The 16,945-nt window shown below is 59.1% G+C and carries 16 protein-coding genes; 2 read left to right on the forward strand and 14 right to left on the reverse strand.

The window, feature by feature from the left end; all coding sequences use genetic code 11:
• Nucleotides 1–19: 19 nt before the first annotated feature.
• The 8 genes from L1P08_RS06915 to ccmI all read right to left on the reverse strand — a co-directional run bounded on the left by L1P08_RS06915 (nt 20) and on the right by ccmI (nt 8,647).
• Nucleotides 20–1,432, reverse strand: coding sequence for a sensor histidine kinase (locus tag L1P08_RS06915; protein WP_303619267.1), 1,413 nt, complete (start codon nt 1,430–1,432; stop codon nt 20–22).
• A complete protein-coding gene (locus L1P08_RS06920; protein ID WP_303619268.1) occupies nt 1,425–2,096 on the reverse strand; it encodes a response regulator transcription factor in 672 nt (223 codons plus the stop codon). The genes L1P08_RS06915 and L1P08_RS06920 overlap by 8 nt, the downstream gene beginning before the upstream one ends.
• Nucleotides 2,097–2,264: 168 nt before the next feature.
• Entirely contained in the window at nt 2,265–3,761 is a 1,497-nt protein-coding gene (locus L1P08_RS06925) for a Do family serine endopeptidase (RefSeq protein ID WP_303619269.1), read from the reverse strand.
• Between the two features lie 120 nt (nt 3,762–3,881).
• Nucleotides 3,882–4,643, reverse strand: a complete 762-nt coding sequence (locus tag L1P08_RS06930; protein WP_303619270.1) for a sulfite exporter TauE/SafE family protein — start codon at nt 4,641–4,643, stop codon at nt 3,882–3,884.
• Nucleotides 4,640–5,119: a cytochrome c-type biogenesis protein gene (locus L1P08_RS06935; RefSeq protein WP_303619271.1), complete on the reverse strand. Its 480-nt coding sequence runs from the start codon at nt 5,117–5,119 to the stop codon at nt 4,640–4,642. The genes L1P08_RS06930 and L1P08_RS06935 overlap by 4 nt, the downstream gene beginning before the upstream one ends.
• A complete protein-coding gene (locus L1P08_RS06940) occupies nt 5,116–7,089 on the reverse strand; it encodes a heme lyase CcmF/NrfE family subunit (protein ID WP_303619272.1) in 1,974 nt (657 codons plus the stop codon). The genes L1P08_RS06935 and L1P08_RS06940 overlap by 4 nt, the downstream gene beginning before the upstream one ends.
• Entirely contained in the window at nt 7,089–7,538 is a 450-nt protein-coding gene (ccmE, locus tag L1P08_RS06945; RefSeq protein WP_303619273.1) for a cytochrome c maturation protein CcmE, read from the reverse strand. Before ccmE ends, L1P08_RS06940 begins: the two co-directional genes overlap by 1 nt.
• 11 nt (nt 7,539–7,549) lie before the next feature.
• Nucleotides 7,550–8,647, reverse strand: a complete 1,098-nt coding sequence (gene ccmI / locus L1P08_RS06950) for a c-type cytochrome biogenesis protein CcmI (RefSeq protein ID WP_303619274.1) — start codon at nt 8,645–8,647, stop codon at nt 7,550–7,552.
• A gap of 141 nt (nt 8,648–8,788) precedes the next feature.
• Between ccmI and L1P08_RS06955 the strand changes: the two genes are divergently transcribed.
• Together L1P08_RS06955 and L1P08_RS06960 are read left to right on the forward strand one after the other, a co-directional pair.
• On the forward strand, nt 8,789–9,862 hold the full coding sequence (locus L1P08_RS06955; protein WP_303619275.1) for a hypothetical protein: 1,074 nt from the start codon (nt 8,789–8,791) through the stop codon (nt 9,860–9,862).
• Nucleotides 9,859–11,877, forward strand: coding sequence for an FAD-dependent oxidoreductase (locus L1P08_RS06960; protein WP_303619276.1), 2,019 nt, complete (start codon nt 9,859–9,861; stop codon nt 11,875–11,877). The genes L1P08_RS06955 and L1P08_RS06960 overlap by 4 nt, the downstream gene beginning before the upstream one ends.
• Here L1P08_RS06960 and L1P08_RS06965 read toward each other — a convergent pair.
• The 6 genes from L1P08_RS06965 to L1P08_RS06990 all read right to left on the reverse strand — a co-directional run bounded on the left by L1P08_RS06965 (nt 11,874) and on the right by L1P08_RS06990 (nt 16,932).
• Nucleotides 11,874–13,136: a hypothetical protein gene (locus tag L1P08_RS06965; RefSeq protein ID WP_303619277.1), complete on the reverse strand. Its 1,263-nt coding sequence runs from the start codon at nt 13,134–13,136 to the stop codon at nt 11,874–11,876. The genes L1P08_RS06960 and L1P08_RS06965 overlap by 4 nt on opposite strands.
• A 125-nt stretch (nt 13,137–13,261) precedes the next feature.
• A complete protein-coding gene (locus tag L1P08_RS06970) occupies nt 13,262–13,711 on the reverse strand; it encodes a hypothetical protein (protein ID WP_303619278.1) in 450 nt (149 codons plus the stop codon).
• Nucleotides 13,712–13,770: 59 nt separating this feature from the next.
• Nucleotides 13,771–15,129: an ATP-binding protein gene (locus tag L1P08_RS06975; protein WP_303619279.1), complete on the reverse strand. Its 1,359-nt coding sequence runs from the start codon at nt 15,127–15,129 to the stop codon at nt 13,771–13,773.
• Complete coding sequence (locus tag L1P08_RS06980; RefSeq protein ID WP_303619280.1) at nt 15,129–15,788, reverse strand: response regulator transcription factor; 660 nt, start codon at nt 15,786–15,788, stop codon at nt 15,129–15,131. Before L1P08_RS06980 ends, L1P08_RS06975 begins: the two co-directional genes overlap by 1 nt.
• 28 nt (nt 15,789–15,816) lie before the next feature.
• On the reverse strand, nt 15,817–16,119 hold the full coding sequence (locus L1P08_RS06985) for a PepSY domain-containing protein (RefSeq protein ID WP_303619281.1): 303 nt from the start codon (nt 16,117–16,119) through the stop codon (nt 15,817–15,819).
• Nucleotides 16,120–16,173: 54 nt separating this feature from the next.
• Nucleotides 16,174–16,932 (reverse strand): glycoside hydrolase family 108 protein, encoded by a 759-nt coding sequence (locus tag L1P08_RS06990; RefSeq protein ID WP_303619282.1) that lies wholly within the window; start codon nt 16,930–16,932, stop codon nt 16,174–16,176.
• Between the last annotated feature and the right edge of the window lie 13 nt (nt 16,933–16,945).

The following is a 16,945-nucleotide window of genomic DNA, read 5'->3' on the forward strand; positions in this document are numbered from 1 at the left end:
GCACCTGCCCGCACGTATATCAGACCGATTTGGAAAGTTCGATAATGGCGCGGACGCCAGGCTCGTTGTCCTCAATGCGGAACGCACCTTTATGGAGTTGGGCAACAGCGGAAACCAGCGAAAGGCCGAGACCGGAACCGGGTTCGGTACGGCTTTTCTCGAGACGGACAAAACGCTCGACCACATGCTTTCGATCAGGCTCTGGAATGCCCGGCCCACTATCCGCAACTTCGATGATAACCCGCTCATCCGTTTCCCTTAGCCCGAGTGTTATGCGTTTGGTCTCCTCATCGGAATCCGCTGCATATTTTATGGCGTTCTCGACGAGGTTCACAAGCGCCTGACCGATGAGTTCCCGGTTGGCGCGCAGCATGATCCCCTCAGGCACGCTGGCTTCCAGTAGCATGCCCGCATCTTCTGCAACAGGGGCGTAAAGCTCGGCGACATCGGCGACAACTTCCGAGATATCGATATTTGAAAGTGCCCCGGACGGGGTGCCGGCTTCGACCCGTGCAATCATCAAGAGGGCATTGAATGTGCGGATAAGCTGGTCGCTTTCCTCAATGGTCGTTTCGAGCGCCTTTTGCCGGTCCTCGGCGTTCACCCCCTCACGCGCCGCTGCCTCTGCCTTGTTCCGCAGGCGGGTCAGCGGCGTCTTCAGGTCATGGGCAATATTGTCGGTAACTTCCTTCAACCCCTGCATCAACTGCTCGATACGGTCGAGCATGGCATTGAGGCTGGTGGCCAACCGGTCGAACTCATCATTGCGGCGGGTCACGGACACGCGCTCGGACATGTTGCCGGACATGATCTTGGTTGAGGTGGCAGTGATGCCATCAATGCGCTTGAGGACGCGCATGGCCGTCAGGCCCCCTGCGAGGGTGGACAAAACCACAATGCCGATCACACCAAAGAAAAAGCCCTGGAAAATGATGGCGGTGAAACTGCGCCGCTCGACGATATCGCGCCCGACGACAAGGCGCAGACCGCTTTGAAGCACAACAGATTCAACTAGGGCGTAACCGGAGCGCCCTTCTCGCGTGGTATCTGTGTCCTCGCCATTAAAGGCATTCGCACGCTCATAGTCGAAGGTGTGCACACCTTCGCTACCAAGAACACTGGAAGGAAAGTCGGCAACATTGCCGACCAGCATGCGCCCCACATCGTCACCGAGGTAATAGATCCCCGGCCCCGGCCGGTTGGAAAGCGCTTCAACGGCGATTGCGACTGCGCGGATGCCGCGCCGGCTTTCCGTGCGCTGCAATTGCCGGATTTCCCGCTCGATATCCCGGATCTGGTTTTGCTGGATAACGATGGAGGACTGGTAGGCGATGAACGCCAGAAGCCCCACTGACGCAACAACGAAAATCAGGATGAACAGAGCTGTCAGGCGGACAGTCGTCGTCTGCCACAAGCGCAGAATGCTATTCACGGATCATATATCCCGCGCCACGGATCGTGTGCAAAAGCGGCTGGGCGAAGCCTTTGTCAATCTTGGCGCGCAGACGCGACATATGCACATCGATGACATTGGTCTGAGGGTCGAAATGATAGTCCCAGACATTTTCCAGCAGCATGGTGCGGGTGACCACCTGCCCGGCATGCTTCATCAGATACTCGAGCAGACGGAATTCGCGCGGCTGCAATAAAATACTCTCGCCTTCGCGCTCCACCTTGCGGGACAGGCGATCCAGCGTCAGCCCGCCAACCTGGAAACTAGTTTCCGCTTCAGAGGGGCTTGTACGGCGGGCCAGCACTTCGATGCGCGCCAGCAATTCGGTAAAGGCATAGGGCTTGGTCAGATAGTCGTCACCCCCGGCACGCAGACCGGTAACCCGGTCATCGACCTCGCCGAGCGCGGACAATATTAGCACGGGAGTTTTGTCGTTTTCGGCACGCAGGGATTCGACGATAGAGAGCCCGTCGCGGCGTGGCAGCATACGATCGACGATGAGAACATCATATTCCATGCCGCTGGCCATGGCGTAACCGGTTTCACCATCAGCAGCGTGATGGGTGACGTGCCCGGCCTCATCAAGCGCCTGGATCAGATAATTGGCCGCTTCGCGATCATCTTCGATAAGCAAAATCTTCATGACGCCAAACCATAAACCGTTACGCGGGAAAAAGGATACGGGGGTTTTGCAGACAAGTGTCGGCAATAGACCGGCCCCGGAGATTTTTTGGGGGGATTCTCCGGGGCCGTTATGGAACTCATCAGATGCACTTGAATGTCACCGAATGCGATCCATTGTTTATGTCAGCTATTTCTCTTCAAGCGGCAGACCGATGAAGCGAATATTGCCGTTGCGGCTGGCCTTGATCAGGATCGTGGAGCGGCCACTGTCCCTGACCTGAGCGATAGCCTTCTCAAAATCCTCAGTCGAGCTGAGGATCATGTTATCGGCTTCAAGAATGGTATCGCCAACGTTGAAGCCTTTACCGGCTGCAATGCTGTCGGATTCCACACCCTTGATCAGCAGGCCCTCACCGTCAGCATTCGGCACAAGAACGATGCCAACCGACGAGGTGATTACCGTTTCTTCTTCCTCGGGCAGTTGCTGCTCTGGTTCAGCGCTGGCAACTTCAGCCTCTTCCAGTGTGTCGAGAACGACATCAAAGGACTGCCGCTTGCCTTCACGCCACACGACAACCTCAACAGTGTCGCCGGGGGCCTTGCTGGCAATCGTACGGGAGAGATCGAGCGCGTTGTCGATGGTATCACCGTCCACCTCGACGATCACATCGCCGGAGCGGATGCCCGCACGGGAGGCCGGTGCATCGTCAGCAGGCTGGGTCACAAGGGCACCGCGAGCAGTTGGCAAACCGACGCTATCGGCGATATCCTTGCTGACATCCTGAATGGAAACACCAAGGAAGCCACGGGTCACGCTGCCATCGTCTTTCAGATCATCAACGATCTGTTTGACGGTGCCGGCGGGAATGGCGAAGGCAATACCGACATTGCCGCCATTGGGCGAAAAGATTGCCGTGTTGACGCCGACCACTTCGCCGGAAAGATTAAATGCAGGCCCACCGGAATTACCGCGATTGACGGCGGCGTCAATCTGCAGGAAATCGCCGTAAGTGCTACCGGAGATATCGCGGCCACGTGCCGAGATGATACCAGCGGTCACAGTGCCACCAAGGCCGAAGGGATTGCCGACAGCCACGACCCAGTCACCGATGCGGGCTTCATCATCAGCAAAGCTGACATGGGGCAGATCGCTGGCATCCTGGATTTTCAGGAGCGCCAGATCGGTGCGCGGATCCGTGCCGACGATTTCGGCTTTCAACTCATCGCCATCATCCAGAATGACGGTCACATTTTCAGCGTTCTCGACCACGTGGTTATTGGTCACCACATAGCCGTCGGCCGAAATGATGAAGCCTGAACCGGCTGCCTCAAAATGGCGCGGCTTGCGTTTGCCATTGTCCTGGGGGCCGAACTCATCGCCGAACTGCTCGAAGAAGCGGCGGAACGGATGATCATCCGGCAAATCCGGGAAGCTGAAATTGGGACCACCGTTAAAACGCGACACTTCCTGCTCGGTGCCATCCACGGTGATGGAAACAACAGCGGGTTTTACCGCTTCTACAAGGTCGGCAAAGCTGGAGGGCGCACCGGGTTGCACCGCAACCTGCGCCGCAGCCTGATGGGTCGTCAGCGCAACGCCAGCACCGCCCCCCAGGGCGATGATCATGGCAAGAGCGGATGCCCCGGCCCAGCGGCGTGAATTCGAAAGCAATTTGGAGCTCATTGGTTTATTTCCTTCCAATACCTGCCTCAACAGTTGTCGAAGCTTATGCCAGAGCGCACCTTTCCGCGCTGTGACGCAGACATTACAAGTTCGTAATGCTCGGGGCAGAATTAGGGCGGATCAGAACGAGAGGATAGCCCGGCGCACCAGATCAAGGGCAATAATGGTGATTATGATCTTGAAGCCGTAGCGAAAACTCTTCTCGGGCAGCCTCAGCAGCAGCCTGGAGCCGATCCATGTGCCGATAAACCCCGCCGCAACCATGGCCAGAATCAACGGCAGAAATTCGGCAAAAGCAAAGCCGTAGGCGATGAAAGCGAGAATTTTGGCGGTATTCTGGAAGGTCATGAGGGTTGCATGGGTCGCCACAAGCTGACGCCGGTCGTCGATGCCGCGAATAAATGACAGCACCAGCGGACCGGTGACGCCAACAATCATGCCGAGAAACGAAATCACCGTGCCGCCCACAAAGCTTTCCGCGGGCCCCTTGGTACGAATGTCGGGACGTGGTGCCCAGATCGAGAACAGAATGAACAGGCCGATGGCCAGCTTGAACAGGTTTTCGGGCAATTGAGCCGCGAAGTGCCCGCCAATGGCCGAGCCAAGCAAACCGCCCAGAGAAATCCACAGAACGAGGCGCCATTGAATATGCGGCCGCATGACAAAGGCGCGTCCGCTATTGGAACCAAGCTGTACCGCACCGTGGATGGGCACAACCACGGCAGCGGGAAACACGAGGGCCAGCACCGAGAGCATCAACGTGCCGCCGCCCAGGCTCAGCGCTGCGGTTATCAGCGATCCGGCGAGGCTGACGGCCAGCAGACCGAAGGCCAGAAGCGGTGAAATGCCGGCGGGCAGCCAGGCTAGGATATCGAAGCTCATGCTTTCCTGTCGTCGGATTCGGAGAGCCCGGCAAGCGCCGCCGCCTCCTCATCCGTCAGTTTTGCGCGGCCCGCCTCTGGTGGTTTGCTCCGGCGGCGCAAAAGGACAATGCCAAAGGAGACAAGGCCGCCCAACAGCATAGCGGGGGCTGCCAGCCATAAAAGAATGGTATGCGGGGCGACGACAGGATTGAGCAGCACATATTCGCCATAGCGGTCCACGACATAGCGCATGACTTCTTCATTGCTGTCGCCCTCTGTCAGCCGTTCACGCACCAGAACCCGCAAGTCGCCGGCCAGTTCGGCATCGCTGTCATCGATCGACTGGTTCTGGCAAACGAGACAGCGCAAGTTTGCCGAGATCTCGCGTGCCCGCGCCTCCAGTGCCGGGTCGGCCAGAACCTCATCAGGATTGACCGCAAGGGCGGCTCCACCCATGCCGGCCAGAAACAGTAAAATGGCAAGCAGCTGTTTCATTCTGCCGCCTTTAGCTGGGGTTTGACCTTGCGTGGCGCACCGACCCGCAGGCGGCGGTCGCTCAGGGACCAGAAGCCGGCAATGGCCATAATGACAGCGCCCCACCAGATCAGGGTGATGTAGGGCTTGTGCCAGATGCGCACCACATGCCCGCCTTCGTTGTCGGCATCGCCTACAGCAATATAAAGCTGGGAGAGGCCATAGGTAAGAATAGCAGCCTCGGTGGTGGGCATGCGGCTGGCGATATAAACACGGCGTTCCGAGATGCGTTGCCGCGTGTTGCCAAACGGATCGTTGACGCTAAACACCAGTTCTTCGGTGACGAAATTTGGCCCGCGAAGCTCCTCGAGTGAAGCCAAGGTGACTTCATATCCGGCAAGTTCTGCGGTTTCGCCTTGCTTCAACACCGTTATATTTTCGGTTTCCCAGGTGCTGACGGCCACGACGCCCAGCACCGTAATGCCCATGCCGAAATGCGCAATCGCTGTGGACCAGGCGCCCTTGGGCAGGCCGATGAGACGGCGCCAGCTTTGGGCCAATGGCACACGCCCCACCTTGCCCCGGTCCGCCAGATCCGCAATAGCCCCGAAAGCCACCCAGAACCCGGCCAGAAAGCCGAGGGGAGCGAGAGAAACCTGCGCCCCTGAGAATATGAACACAAGCATGGTGGCGAAAACCGCCAATCCGGCCGCGGCCACAAGACGCTGGGTAACCGCCACCAGATCACCGCGTTTCCAGGCGAGAAACGGGCCAAAAGGCAGCACCACCAGCAAAGGCAGCATCAACGCACCGAAGGTCATGTTGAAAAAGGGCGGCCCAACCGAAATGCGGGCGCCGGTAACCGCGTCAAGAATGAGTGGATAGAGCGTGCCGACCAGGACCGCCACCGTCGCTGTGGCCAGGAACAGGTTGTTGAGGATCAGGGCACCCTCGCGGCTGATGGGGGCAAACAGCCCCCCAGCCCTGAGGCTGGCGGCGCGGAAGGCGAAAAGGGTGAATGCCCCGCCGATGAAAAAGGCGAGCAGGCCCAGAATAACCAGACCGCGAGTTGGGTCACTGGCGAAGGAATGGACCGAGGTCAAAACACCCGAGCGGACAAGGAATGTGCCGAGCAGGCTGAGCGAGAAGGTGATGATGGCGAGGAAAATCGTCCAGATCTTGAGCGCATTGCGCTTTTCCATCACCAACGCGGAATGCAGCAACGCCGTGCCGGCAAGCCAGGGCATGAAGCTGGCATTTTCCACCGGATCCCAGAACCACCAGCCGCCCCAGCCGAGCTCGTAATAAGCCCAGTAAGACCCCATGGCGATGCCAAGGGTCAGGAACGTCCATGAGGCAAGGGTCCAGGGGCGCACCCAGCGCGCCCAGGCCGCATCCACCCGGCCCGAAATCAACGCGGCAACGGCGAAGGAAAAACACACCGAGAAGCCGACATAGCCGATGTACAAAAGCGGGGGGTGAATTGCGAGACCGATATCCTGCAGGATCGGGTTGAGGTCGCGCCCCTCAAACGGGGCGGGGTCGAGCCGGGCGAACGGGTTGGAGGTGAACAGTGCAAAGCCCATGAAGGCTGCGCCTAGCAGGCCCTGCACGGCCAGCACCAGCGTGCGCAATTCACCAGGCAGATTGCGGCCAAAGGCTGCAACAGCTGCACCGAAGGCCACGAGGATCAAAACCCAAAGCAGGATGGAGCCTTCGTGATTGCCCCAGACCGAGGTGATTTTATAAAGCAGCGGCTGTTGCGAGAACGAGTGCTGAAACGCCAGCGACACCGAGAAATCAGAGGTTACAAAAGCGTGCACCAGCGTTGCGAAGGCGATGGCCACCAGAGCGCATTGCCAAATGGCGGCTTGCCGCGCAAACCGGGCAACACCCAAATTGCCGCGCCAGAATGTCAGGCCCAAACCGGCCTGAGCCAGTGAAATCACAAAGGCCAGCACCAGCGCGAAATGGCCAAGTTCAATCCACATTATTGGTCCGCCGTATTCGTCTCGGGTCGCCATTCACCGCGATCGCGCAGTGTATCGGCAATTTCCTTTGGAATGTAATTCTCATCATGCTTGGCCAGCACTGTGGTGGCGGCGAAGGTGGTGGTATCGACAAGGCTGCCTTCGGCAATAACGCCCTGCCCTTCGCGGAACAGGTCGGGGAGAATGCCGGTATAGGTGACAAGGGTCGCAGTTTCGCCGTCACTGACCATGAACTTATTGTCCTGACCGGTCTTGACCCAACTGCCCTCTTCAACCAGCCCGCCAATACGTACCGGTTGGCCAATCGCCACTTCTTTTTCACGCAGCTCACTGGGCGAATAAAAAAAGACGATCTGATCGCGGAGCGCCGTAAAAATCAGTCCTGCGGCGATGACAAGAACCACACCCAGTCCGCCGATTACCGCCAAACGCTTCTGTTTTCTGGTCATTGCCATCTCATTCACTCCAATCCAGCATTCTGGGCCATCGCATCCAGTTCGGTGCGCAAGGCGGCATCGGGATAGGCCAGCCTGGCCGCATCATAGGCCGCCTGGGCGGCGGGTATATCGCCCAGCACCAGCCGCGAGCGGACCAAGCGTGTCCATTCCTCAATCGATCCGCCCTCTGCTTCCAGGCGGGCGGACAATCCCTCTACCATTCCCTCAATCATTTGTTGTTGATCCGTATCAGGTGCGGTCACCACCGGTGCTTCAGGCGGGGCTTCACCCGTCAGACCCGCTTCTGCGACAGCAATGCCGCGCCGGGCCGTTTCGACCCAGGGTTCGCTGCCTGTGCCCAAAGCAAGAAGCGCCTGCCATTGGGCAATAGCATCCTCATAGTCCCCGGCACGGGTGGCCTCGCCTGCCAGATAAAAACGCGAGCGGATATGTTGCGGATCACGGGCAGCAGCGCTTTGCAGCAATTGCATGGGTTCGCCAGTGGCAGCGCCGTTATTGGCCATCATCAGCGCCTCCGCCAGATCCGTTTCAGCATCGGCAGTGACCGGCAAAAGCTCAAGCACACGCCGGAAGGCCGTGACGGCATCAGCATAGCGCTCCGATTGCATATAGATGGGGCCGAGCACCGACCAGCCGCGGGCATCATCGGGATTCGCTGCCAATTGCGCTTCGACGGCAGCAATAGCTTGCGGCACATCAACACTGGGGGCTGCAGTGGGTATTGCGCGCGCCTCAAGGGGCTGCGCGGGCAATCCGGGCGCACCAATGGTGGTGTATACGGCAAAGGTTCCGCCCCCGACGACGAGTAGAACCAGAACGAGCAGGCTTTTCGGTTGCTTGAGCGGGCGCACGGGCTTGCCTCCCGCCTCGGCCTGCAAACGCAGCACTTCGCGCGCCAGTTCGCCTTTGGCCGCCGCCGCTTCGCTCTCGGTCATGCGGCCGTTTGCGGTATCACTTTCAATCTCTGCCAATTGCGCCTTGAAGTGTTCGCGCGTCGCATCGGAATTGCCGAGCGCGTTGACCCCATCGCCCCGCCCCGCATAATAGAGGGTGAAGAGGGCAATCAACATGACAGTCGTGGCGAGTATCCAAAAAATCATCGGTCGTGTGCACCGCAGCCCGTCTGTGAATATTAATGCTGCCTCTATAGAGCGAATCCGGCAAAAAGTGCAGCAAGGACACTGTAGTGTGATCGGGCGCATTGACGCAGTGCGCAAGTCAGTTGGTGCAAAATAGCTGTTATGAGTGAGCATTTCGACTTTGCCATTGCCGGTTCCACGCCGCTTTCCGCCTTGCTGGCCGGGGTTTTGGCGCGGGATCATGGTGCCAGAGTGTGCTGGATTGGCAGTTTTCGGCATGGCCTGCGCCCGCAAGGCGGGTTTGATATCTCGGCTGCCCCCCTCACCCGCCCGGAATCCTGGCGGCTACTGCAGACGCTGATTCCGCAAACCCTGAAGATTTTGGGGGAAATCGGGGACGGGCGGGTATTTGAGCGCGTCGACCCGCTCATGGTGGCGACCACACAATCCGGTGCAGATGCCCTCGCCCATATGCGCAATGTCGCGCAGGAATACGGGTTTCAGATCGAACGGCAGGCAATTTCCACCGTTTTCAGCGCCAGCTATCAATTTCGTGATGCGGTGCGTGTGCTGCGACGCCCGTTGATGGCGGCGATACCTGAATGGCTAGACACGTGCGGCGTGGTTTCTCTTCCCGCCGAAAACGTTGCCCTCAGGCCTTATAAACATGGTGATGTGCGGCTGGAATGGGACTGGCAGAAAGCCACAGCTGAGCGCCTGATACTTGCAGGCGACCGGGCCGTTCTGCGTCATGGGCAACCAGATGAGGTGGCGCGCCATTTTGAACAGGTCCCGATTACCGCCCTGTTGACCGCGCCGACCGGACCACTCGAGACGTCCGTCGTGCAGATGATCGATAGTGGACTGACACTTTATCAGCGCAATACAGGTGCGCTCGATTGCGTCGGCGCAGGCCGCGCCGAGGACATTGCGCAGGCTGCGTGCCTGCACCTGAAAGACGGGGATATCAGCCTTGCGGGCAAAGCCCGTTACACCACCTTGCGCGCCCATGATGGCGGTGCGGTTCTTGGCGGGACCCGGGATAACGGCATTATATATCTGGCGGGGTTTGGGGTGACCGGCCTGTTTCAACTTCCCGCCATAGCCCGGCTGCTGACCCAAAGCGCCACATCGATGGAAAATGCCTATTTCGCCGCACGTGCGCCATCGCGCAGCGGCTTGCGTCCAGCAATTGCCGAATTCATACCCGGCGGACAAAAGGCCGTTGCGTCATGAGCAGCTTTCGCATCCCCACGGCAAAGAACCATCTATTTAGCGGTCACCAGATCGACCGGGACCGGCCAGTCCAGTTCCGGTTGAATGGTCGCCGGATTTCCGCGTTTTCAGGCGACACTGTACTGTCGGCCCTGCTGGCGGCCGGCATTGACACTGCGGGCACCCATCAGGGCGCGCCGATTGCCCTTGATGCCTGCTTGGGGCTTGCCATCCAATGCCTTGACCCTGCCGGGAACCCGGGTGTCCCCTTGCCGATGGCGCGCACACCTGTTGCCGAAGGTGCGCGTTTCCAAACGTTGGGCACTGATGCCCATGCAGGGCTTTTTCAAAAACTCAAACGGCTGACCCGGAATGATAGCCGGTCCCTCGGCCTCGACCTCGATCAATCGCTTTTACCGCCGTTGCCGGATACAGCGCCGGTCGAGCCCTATGCAAATGCCGATATTGTTGTGGTTGGCGGCGGCCTCGCCGGCCTCTCCGCTGCCGTTGAGGCTTCAGAGGCGGGCAGGACTGTCATTCTCATCGAGCAACGGGCCTATCTCGGCGGCGATGCGGTTCTGTTCGGACATGCCGCTGGCGAGGAAGCACCAGAAAGCGCTTTTGCGCGGCTCTCTGCCAAGGTCGATGCCGCAGAGAACATAACCGTTCTGACACTTGCCGAAGCGGTTGAGGCAGCAACAGGTCAGATTGTGGTACATCAGGTCGTCTCCGGCGACGAAGGCGGGCCGACCGCACGACGTCTGCAATTGGCTGCCCGTCACATTGTGCTGGCAACCGGCATGCAGGACCGGTTACCCCTGTTCCCCGGCAATCGCCTGCCCGGTGTCACCAGTTTGTCGCAAACCTTCCACCTTGCCACTGCCTATGGGGTGTGGCCGGGCAAGCGTGCGGCAGTGACGACCAATACCAATGCCGGCTATCGCCTGGCGCTTTTGGCGCAGGATGCTGAATTGGAAATCGAAAAAGTCATGGATGCCCGGCTGGAGCCGCAGTCACGTTTTGCCGAGTTCACAAAGGCCTACGGCATCAAGTCGGAATCGGGCGTGCATCCGCAATCTGCCAGTTTTGTCGCCAATGCTGCCGAGCTGTTCGTGAAAATGGAATTGTCGTGGGCGGATGGGCGCGATGCATTCGAGACGCTGACCACCGGCGCGCTGATTGTATCTGGGGGATGGTTGCCGCGGCTCACCCTGTGGCAACGGGCCGGCGGCGCACTCGAAGTGGATTCTGATGGAAAAATATGCGCTGCAGGCCATCTGGAGGGCATCGCGCTGGCGGGAAGCTGTGCGGGATATGTCAGCAACAGCGCGGTAATGCGCAGCGGCGCGCAGGCCGTCGATGGCTTTTTGGGGCGCTCTGTTTCCACGATCGAGGACACGCTTATCGACCCGGCTTTCGAAAGCCCGGATGGACGTTTGCCTGTCAGCCAGGCCCCCGAAACCGAAGTGGTAGCCCCACGCTATTTCGATCTGGGGTCATCGCTGGTTTCAGCACCCAGGCCGATACAGGGTAGTTTTTTCAAACCCGCGCGGCGGCGTATGGCGAATGCCCCAACCGCAATCGCCGACAGGGCCTTGAGCCTTGGCGATATTGCCGCGCTCACAGCCATTGGCCAGGTAAAGCCTGATGCCTTTGCCACCATTGCGGAAGAACGCGCGGTGCCGCCCATCTGCTTCGCCCGTTCGGCCACGTCCAGCCCACCTGGGCCAAGCGCGTCAGAAACAACCGACATCCCGGCCTATCTTGCGCACCGCTTTGGCAACAACGCGCAGCTTTGGGAGGTCGAGGCGCAAGATGGCCGGCGGTTTGAGACCGGTAATCTGCTTTATGCCAATTCCGATACGCATGACCCGACGGATGCTCTTGGGGTGATAACCAGCGTGAATAGCGGCAATGACCGGAACGCCGTCGCCCTGATCTCAGCATCGGCCGCGCAGGTGGGCCTGCAGATCATGGTCCGCAGCCAGCGCGGCCACACGAATGCGCGGATCATCAAGGTTTTGAAACCGAATTAAGCGGGGCGTTCCAGCCGCCGGTTGAGGGCGGTGTCGCGGGCACGACGCAGAATGTCAGCATATTCGGCATTGAAGCGAATCTCGGCCATCTTAATGCCCATTTCCAGGCGGTGCGCGGTGTTCTCATCGTCCGGATTTTGCTTGAACACTTCGAGATTACGCGTCAGCAAAACTTCAAGGCTTTGGCCGGTTTCGTTCCAGACCGTGTCAAACAGGGCATTGAGCGCCAGCGATTCACGGGCGTCCCGCAAGGTGGCAAGTAAATATATGCCGTTCAGGGCAGCCAGAAGCCGATCAGGATCGACCCGGTCCGCACCTTCGCGCGGACGGCGCAGGGACTGGCTGAGGTCGGGGCTGATTTCACGCAAGCGCGGTTCAATGCGTTGCGCCATTTGCTTGGTAATTTCAGTCAGCATCATGGACCAGCGCGAGCCGCGCTCAAATTCCACATAACCGCTGATGGAGCGCACCAGTTTATGGAAACGGCTGACGGCCTTGCACATCAAATCGGCGTCGACAAACAGGCCATTCTGATTGGCGATGCGGGACAGTTGCGCTTGGGAATGGGACAGGACAGCTTCGATCAATGGGCCAAATCCGGCGCCCTTGATAATGGCTTCAGATGCGCCACCGGCGAGGGGGATCATCGAGGAGACCAGGCGGCTGGGATTGGCGGACTGTCCCACCACCGCGTGCAAAAGCAAAGCCGCGATACCAGCGTCTTTCCAGGGCATGGACTGCAATGCAGCGCCGAGGGCCGCATCATCCTGCAAATTATTGCTGGCGCGCCCGAATGCGGTTGCCTTTGCCAATAGCGACCGGCACCGAAAGGCGTTGATGAAGACCGGCAGACGTTCACGCACGTCATCACCGCCCAATTGCACTTTCAGGCGGCGCTCCACCTCGGCAGAGGTCTGCGCTTCAGTGACGATCTTGCGGATTTTGGTGAGAATATCGGGCACCATGCCGTCGATGACAGCTTCCACCGGCTCGTCGGAGATAACAGCGGTTTCGATCTCTTGCGGCAAGTCGGGCACAACATCGCGGGTCAGCCAGTTCCAGACCGCGCGCATGTGTTTTCTGTTGATCGCACCGTTGAAGTCAAAATGCGTCGGATCATCCACCAGAACATTGTCAAAAGCGGCCAGAAAACTGGCCTCAGCCACGCCAATGGATTCCATCGCCGCAGCGCGCGCCGTCGCTTCGGGCTTTTGCGGGCGGTTCTTGTCACGAGCGGGGGCAGGCTTTGGCAAAGACATTGGTCAATCTGGCTGAGTTGAAAATCCGGAAATTCATTCCGCTGTCATCCTAGCCAAGCTTCGTAAACAAAGGGCTTTTTTTTGGCGTGAACTTGTTCAAATGATAGGCGGATTTATATCAAGGTCTAGCTATCGACGGCGTCCCATGTGCCATCCATTTCACGGCAAGCCGTTCCTTTGCGTTCATATTCGGTGCCAGCCACGGTCACCACATGCGAGAAGTCGCGGCAATCAAGGCTGTTGACGCGCACATAGGGGCCAACGGAGATCCGGCCGGAAGCGCCGGTATCACCCTGCCAGGAACGCGGCGCACCGGGACGCCCGAACTGCAGCGCATAATATTGCGCGCTTGAGGCTTCCGCCTGTTCTTTCTGGCTGAGTTTTGCGGCCGCCGAGGGGTTGATGAAGGTGCGGATATCACTGGCCGAAATGGCAGTGGCGGGAGAGACCACGGCCTGTGCCGGGTCGTTGGACGCCAGTTGCGGGCCCGCATTGGTGCGCGGGACGTCGAGACGGGCACAGCCGGACAATGCCAATACAGAGATCATTGCCAATACGATATATTTCTTGCCCATAATTTCCTCATACCCGGCTCAATCAGGTTTTGATGTGGAGCCAATGCGGCCAAATTAGGTCAGCTTGCCACGCCGCGCGCCGCGGGCAGCACCAATTCGGCCTTCAACCCGCCCAGATCCGACCGACCCAGACTCAGTGTCCCGCCATATACATCAACCAGCTCCTTGACGATATCGAGACCAAGCCCACTCCCCGGTGTTTTTTCATCAAGGCGCACACCCCGGCGCAGGGCCTTTTCGGCTTCGGCGTCGCTCAGCCCGGGCCCGTCATCCTCAATAATAACCTTCAATATGCGGGTTGGCGCGTTGGCCGGTGCCACCAGGGTCACCTCTACCGCCGATTTCGCCCATTTGCTGGCATTGTCCAGCAGATTGCCCGCCATTTCCTCCAGATCGCTTTCTTCGCCACGAAACCAGATCTCGTCGGCAGTACCAGAATTGAGGCTTATGGTCCGGTCCCGGTGCAGCTTGCCCATGACCCGCACCAGCCTGTCCATGGTGGATGTCACATTGGCACGACGCCCCACCACGGCGGTGCGTGCGGCCAGCCGGGCCCGGTCGAGATAGCTGGAGACAAGGCCGGCCATCTTGTCGGTTTCCGACAGCACGATATCGCCAAGCCCGGCGCTGCCGCCGGCGGCTTCGTTGCGCAACACTGCCAAAGGCGTTTTCAGGCCATGCGCAAGATTGCCCACCTGCGAGCGGGCGCGCTCGATGATCTGGGTGTTGGAGCGCAGCAATTCGTTGACCTCTTCGGCCAGCGGGGCAATTTCCTGCGGATAAATGCCCTCCACCTGTTCGCTTTCGCCCTCGCGCACCTGTTCCACCGCCCGGCGCAAGCGCCCGATCGGGCGCAAGGCAAAGCGGGCAACAAGACCACTCATCACCGCAAGCATGACCCCGACGGCCCCTAGAACGATCAGCGTCTGCCCCCTGAAATTATCAACCAGATCAAACATTTCGTCGAGATTGCCGGTCACCGAAATCAGGATCGTCCTGTCCGCCAGCGTGATTTTGCGCTCAAGCATGCGGATCTGGGTGCCGAACCCGTCCTGTTGCACGTCGGTGCGCACATTATCCGCGTCAAAGACGCTCTGCATTTCAGGGAGAATCGTGCCGATCAGTGATGGGGAGAAGCCCGTGATATTGCCCTCGGCATCGCGGATTTCCCAATACCAGCCGGAGGCCGGGCGCTGGAAACGCGGATCGGCAAGGCTGGAGGCTGGAAAGGCATCGTCTTCACCCGACAGGGAAACACCAACCAGCGTTTCAAGATGAAACTCCAGCGTTTCCTGTAGCGTATTGTCGAGCGCGCGCGAATAGAGATTGGTCAGCAAAAATGCTGTGAAAGCCAAAGCGACAATCAGCCAGCACAGCGAGAACCAGAACAGCCGAAGTGCAATCGAGCCCTGACGCATCAATCCTCGTCGATCTGGTATCCCAGCCCGCGCACGGTCTGAATGCATTCGCCGGGCAATTTCTTGCGCAGCCTGCCGACAAACACTTCAATCGTATTGGAATCCCGGTCAAAATCCTGATCGTATAAATGCTCGGTCAGCTCGGTGCGCGAGATCACCTTGCCCTTGTGGTGCATGAGATAGGACAGCAATCTGAACTCATGGGAGGTCATCTTGATTGCCTTGCCATCCACCGTCACCTTGCCGGCCCGCACATCGAGCCGCACCGGCCCAGCAGTGATTTCGTTGGAGGCATGGCCGGCGGCGCGACGCACCAGAGCGCGCAGGCGCGCCAGAATTTCTTCCATATGGAAGGGCTTGGCGACATAGTCGTCAGCACCGGCATCAATGCCCTGCACCTTGTCGCTCCAGCGGTCGCGCGCGGTGAGCAACAATACCGGCATGGTGCGGCCTTCGCGCCGCCAGGCTTCAAGCACGCTCAAACCGTCCATCTGCGGCAGGCCGATATCCAGCACAACCGCATCATAGGGTTCAGTATCGCCCAGAAAATGCCCCTCCTCACCGTCAAAAGCCACATCGACGGCATAACCGGCTTCGGTCAGGGCTTCCTGCAATTGGCGATTGAGATTGGCATCGTCTTCAACGACAAGAATGCGCATGTAAGTCTCCCGGAGAATTCAGCCGATCTTATGAAGCGCCGGTCAAGGCGTGCAAGACCAGTTTTCGGGCATTACCATCCTTGTCGAGCACCGAGAGCTGGTAATAGAGCTGCCCACCTTTGTCGCAAACCTCAACCGGCTGCAAAACCTTTGATCCACCGCCGATGCCGGCGCGGGACAATATTTCAGGCAACGGCAGGATCTGGCCGCTGGACACAGCCGCCTGAATTTCGCCACCACTGAGGCACGCAGCTTGTGCGGCAACCGGCAGACCGCCAAGGAGAGCCAGGGCGGTGGCGGGCGCAATCAACCATTTGGATATCTGTTTCATGTCCGCCAACATAAGGTTCCGATTGTGAACCGTAAATGAACGATTCAGCCGTGCTCAGGCATTGCCGATATCGTTTTTCAGGCCCTTGCGCAAAAAGACGATGGCAAAGCCTTCCATGATCAGCTGACTGGTCGAATGACCATCAAAACCGGGTATATCGATACCCAGCGCTTGGCCAATGCCCGCGAGCAGCATCAAACCGCCGATAATATAGGTACGATAGCCGGATAGAATATCCATGAGGTTTCTCCTTGGTTTGGGTGTGATTGCCGGGTTTCCGGCCAATGCCAGCGCCGCCGTTTCAATTTCGGCGACGCGGCGCTTCCAGCCACGGCCAAAAACCGTGAATGTGCTGAGACGCATGAGGAAGGACAGGCGGCGGGCGCAAAGCGCCTGAATCAGACCGCCGCTGCCCGAGGCAGCAATACGGGCGCGGATCGCCCCCAGTGTGATCGGGCCAAGGGCGCCATCGACGCGCACTTTCAACTCTTGCTGCACCGTTTTCACCGCGCGGGCCGGGCCGCTGTTCACGCCAAAATCAAACAGCGCCAGATCGACACCATCGGGCAGCACGTCCCCGGCCACGCGGTCCCAGTAAAGCGCCTTGTAGATCGCCGTCACTTCGTTCTGGTTGAGTGCCTTGACCTCGGCTTTGGGCAATTGCCACCACGGATTGATCTTGCGCCAGCGCGCCAGGGTCTTGCGGGTAATGCCCATATTGGTCGCCCCACCCGGATCGGCAGGGTGATCAACATAACCGCCTTCATGGCGGAGAATTTCTGCAAGACAGCGATTGAGGTTTTCGGTCGCCATAAGGTTTCCTCGC

The organism is Mariluticola halotolerans (assembly GCF_021611515.1).
GTDB classification, from domain to species: domain Bacteria; phylum Pseudomonadota; class Alphaproteobacteria; order Rhizobiales; family Devosiaceae; genus Mariluticola; species Mariluticola halotolerans.

Bases quoted from the DNA above. Each gene is read 5' to 3' on its own strand.
- ccmI (WP_303619274.1), bottom strand. From the start codon at position 8,647: ATGATTTTTTGGATACTCGCCACGACTGTCATGTTGATTGCCCTCTTC.
- L1P08_RS06985 (WP_303619281.1), bottom strand. From the start codon at position 16,119: ATGAAACAGATATCCAAATGGTTGATTGCGCCCGCCACCGCCCTGGCT.
- L1P08_RS06920 (WP_303619268.1), bottom strand. From the start codon at position 2,096: ATGAAGATTTTGCTTATCGAAGATGATCGCGAAGCGGCCAATTATCTG.
- L1P08_RS06990 (WP_303619282.1), bottom strand. From the start codon at position 16,932: ATGGCGACCGAAAACCTCAATCGCTGTCTTGCAGAAATTCTCCGCCAT.
- L1P08_RS06975 (WP_303619279.1), bottom strand. From the start codon at position 15,129: ATGCGTCAGGGCTCGATTGCACTTCGGCTGTTCTGGTTCTCGCTGTGC.
- L1P08_RS06980 (WP_303619280.1), bottom strand. From the start codon at position 15,788: ATGCGCATTCTTGTCGTTGAAGACGATGCCAATCTCAATCGCCAATTG.
- L1P08_RS06970 (WP_303619278.1), bottom strand. From the start codon at position 13,711: ATGGGCAAGAAATATATCGTATTGGCAATGATCTCTGTATTGGCATTG.
- ccmE (WP_303619273.1), bottom strand. From the start codon at position 7,538: ATGACCAGAAAACAGAAGCGTTTGGCGGTAATCGGCGGACTGGGTGTG.
- L1P08_RS06930 (WP_303619270.1), bottom strand. From the start codon at position 4,643: ATGAGCTTCGATATCCTAGCCTGGCTGCCCGCCGGCATTTCACCGCTT.
- L1P08_RS06955 (WP_303619275.1), top strand. From the start codon at position 8,789: ATGAGTGAGCATTTCGACTTTGCCATTGCCGGTTCCACGCCGCTTTCC.
- L1P08_RS06925 (WP_303619269.1), bottom strand. From the start codon at position 3,761: ATGAGCTCCAAATTGCTTTCGAATTCACGCCGCTGGGCCGGGGCATCC.
- L1P08_RS06960 (WP_303619276.1), top strand. From the start codon at position 9,859: ATGAGCAGCTTTCGCATCCCCACGGCAAAGAACCATCTATTTAGCGGT.
- L1P08_RS06940 (WP_303619272.1), bottom strand. From the start codon at position 7,089: ATGTGGATTGAACTTGGCCATTTCGCGCTGGTGCTGGCCTTTGTGATT.
- L1P08_RS06935 (WP_303619271.1), bottom strand. From the start codon at position 5,119: ATGAAACAGCTGCTTGCCATTTTACTGTTTCTGGCCGGCATGGGTGGA.
- L1P08_RS06965 (WP_303619277.1), bottom strand. From the start codon at position 13,136: ATGTCTTTGCCAAAGCCTGCCCCCGCTCGTGACAAGAACCGCCCGCAA.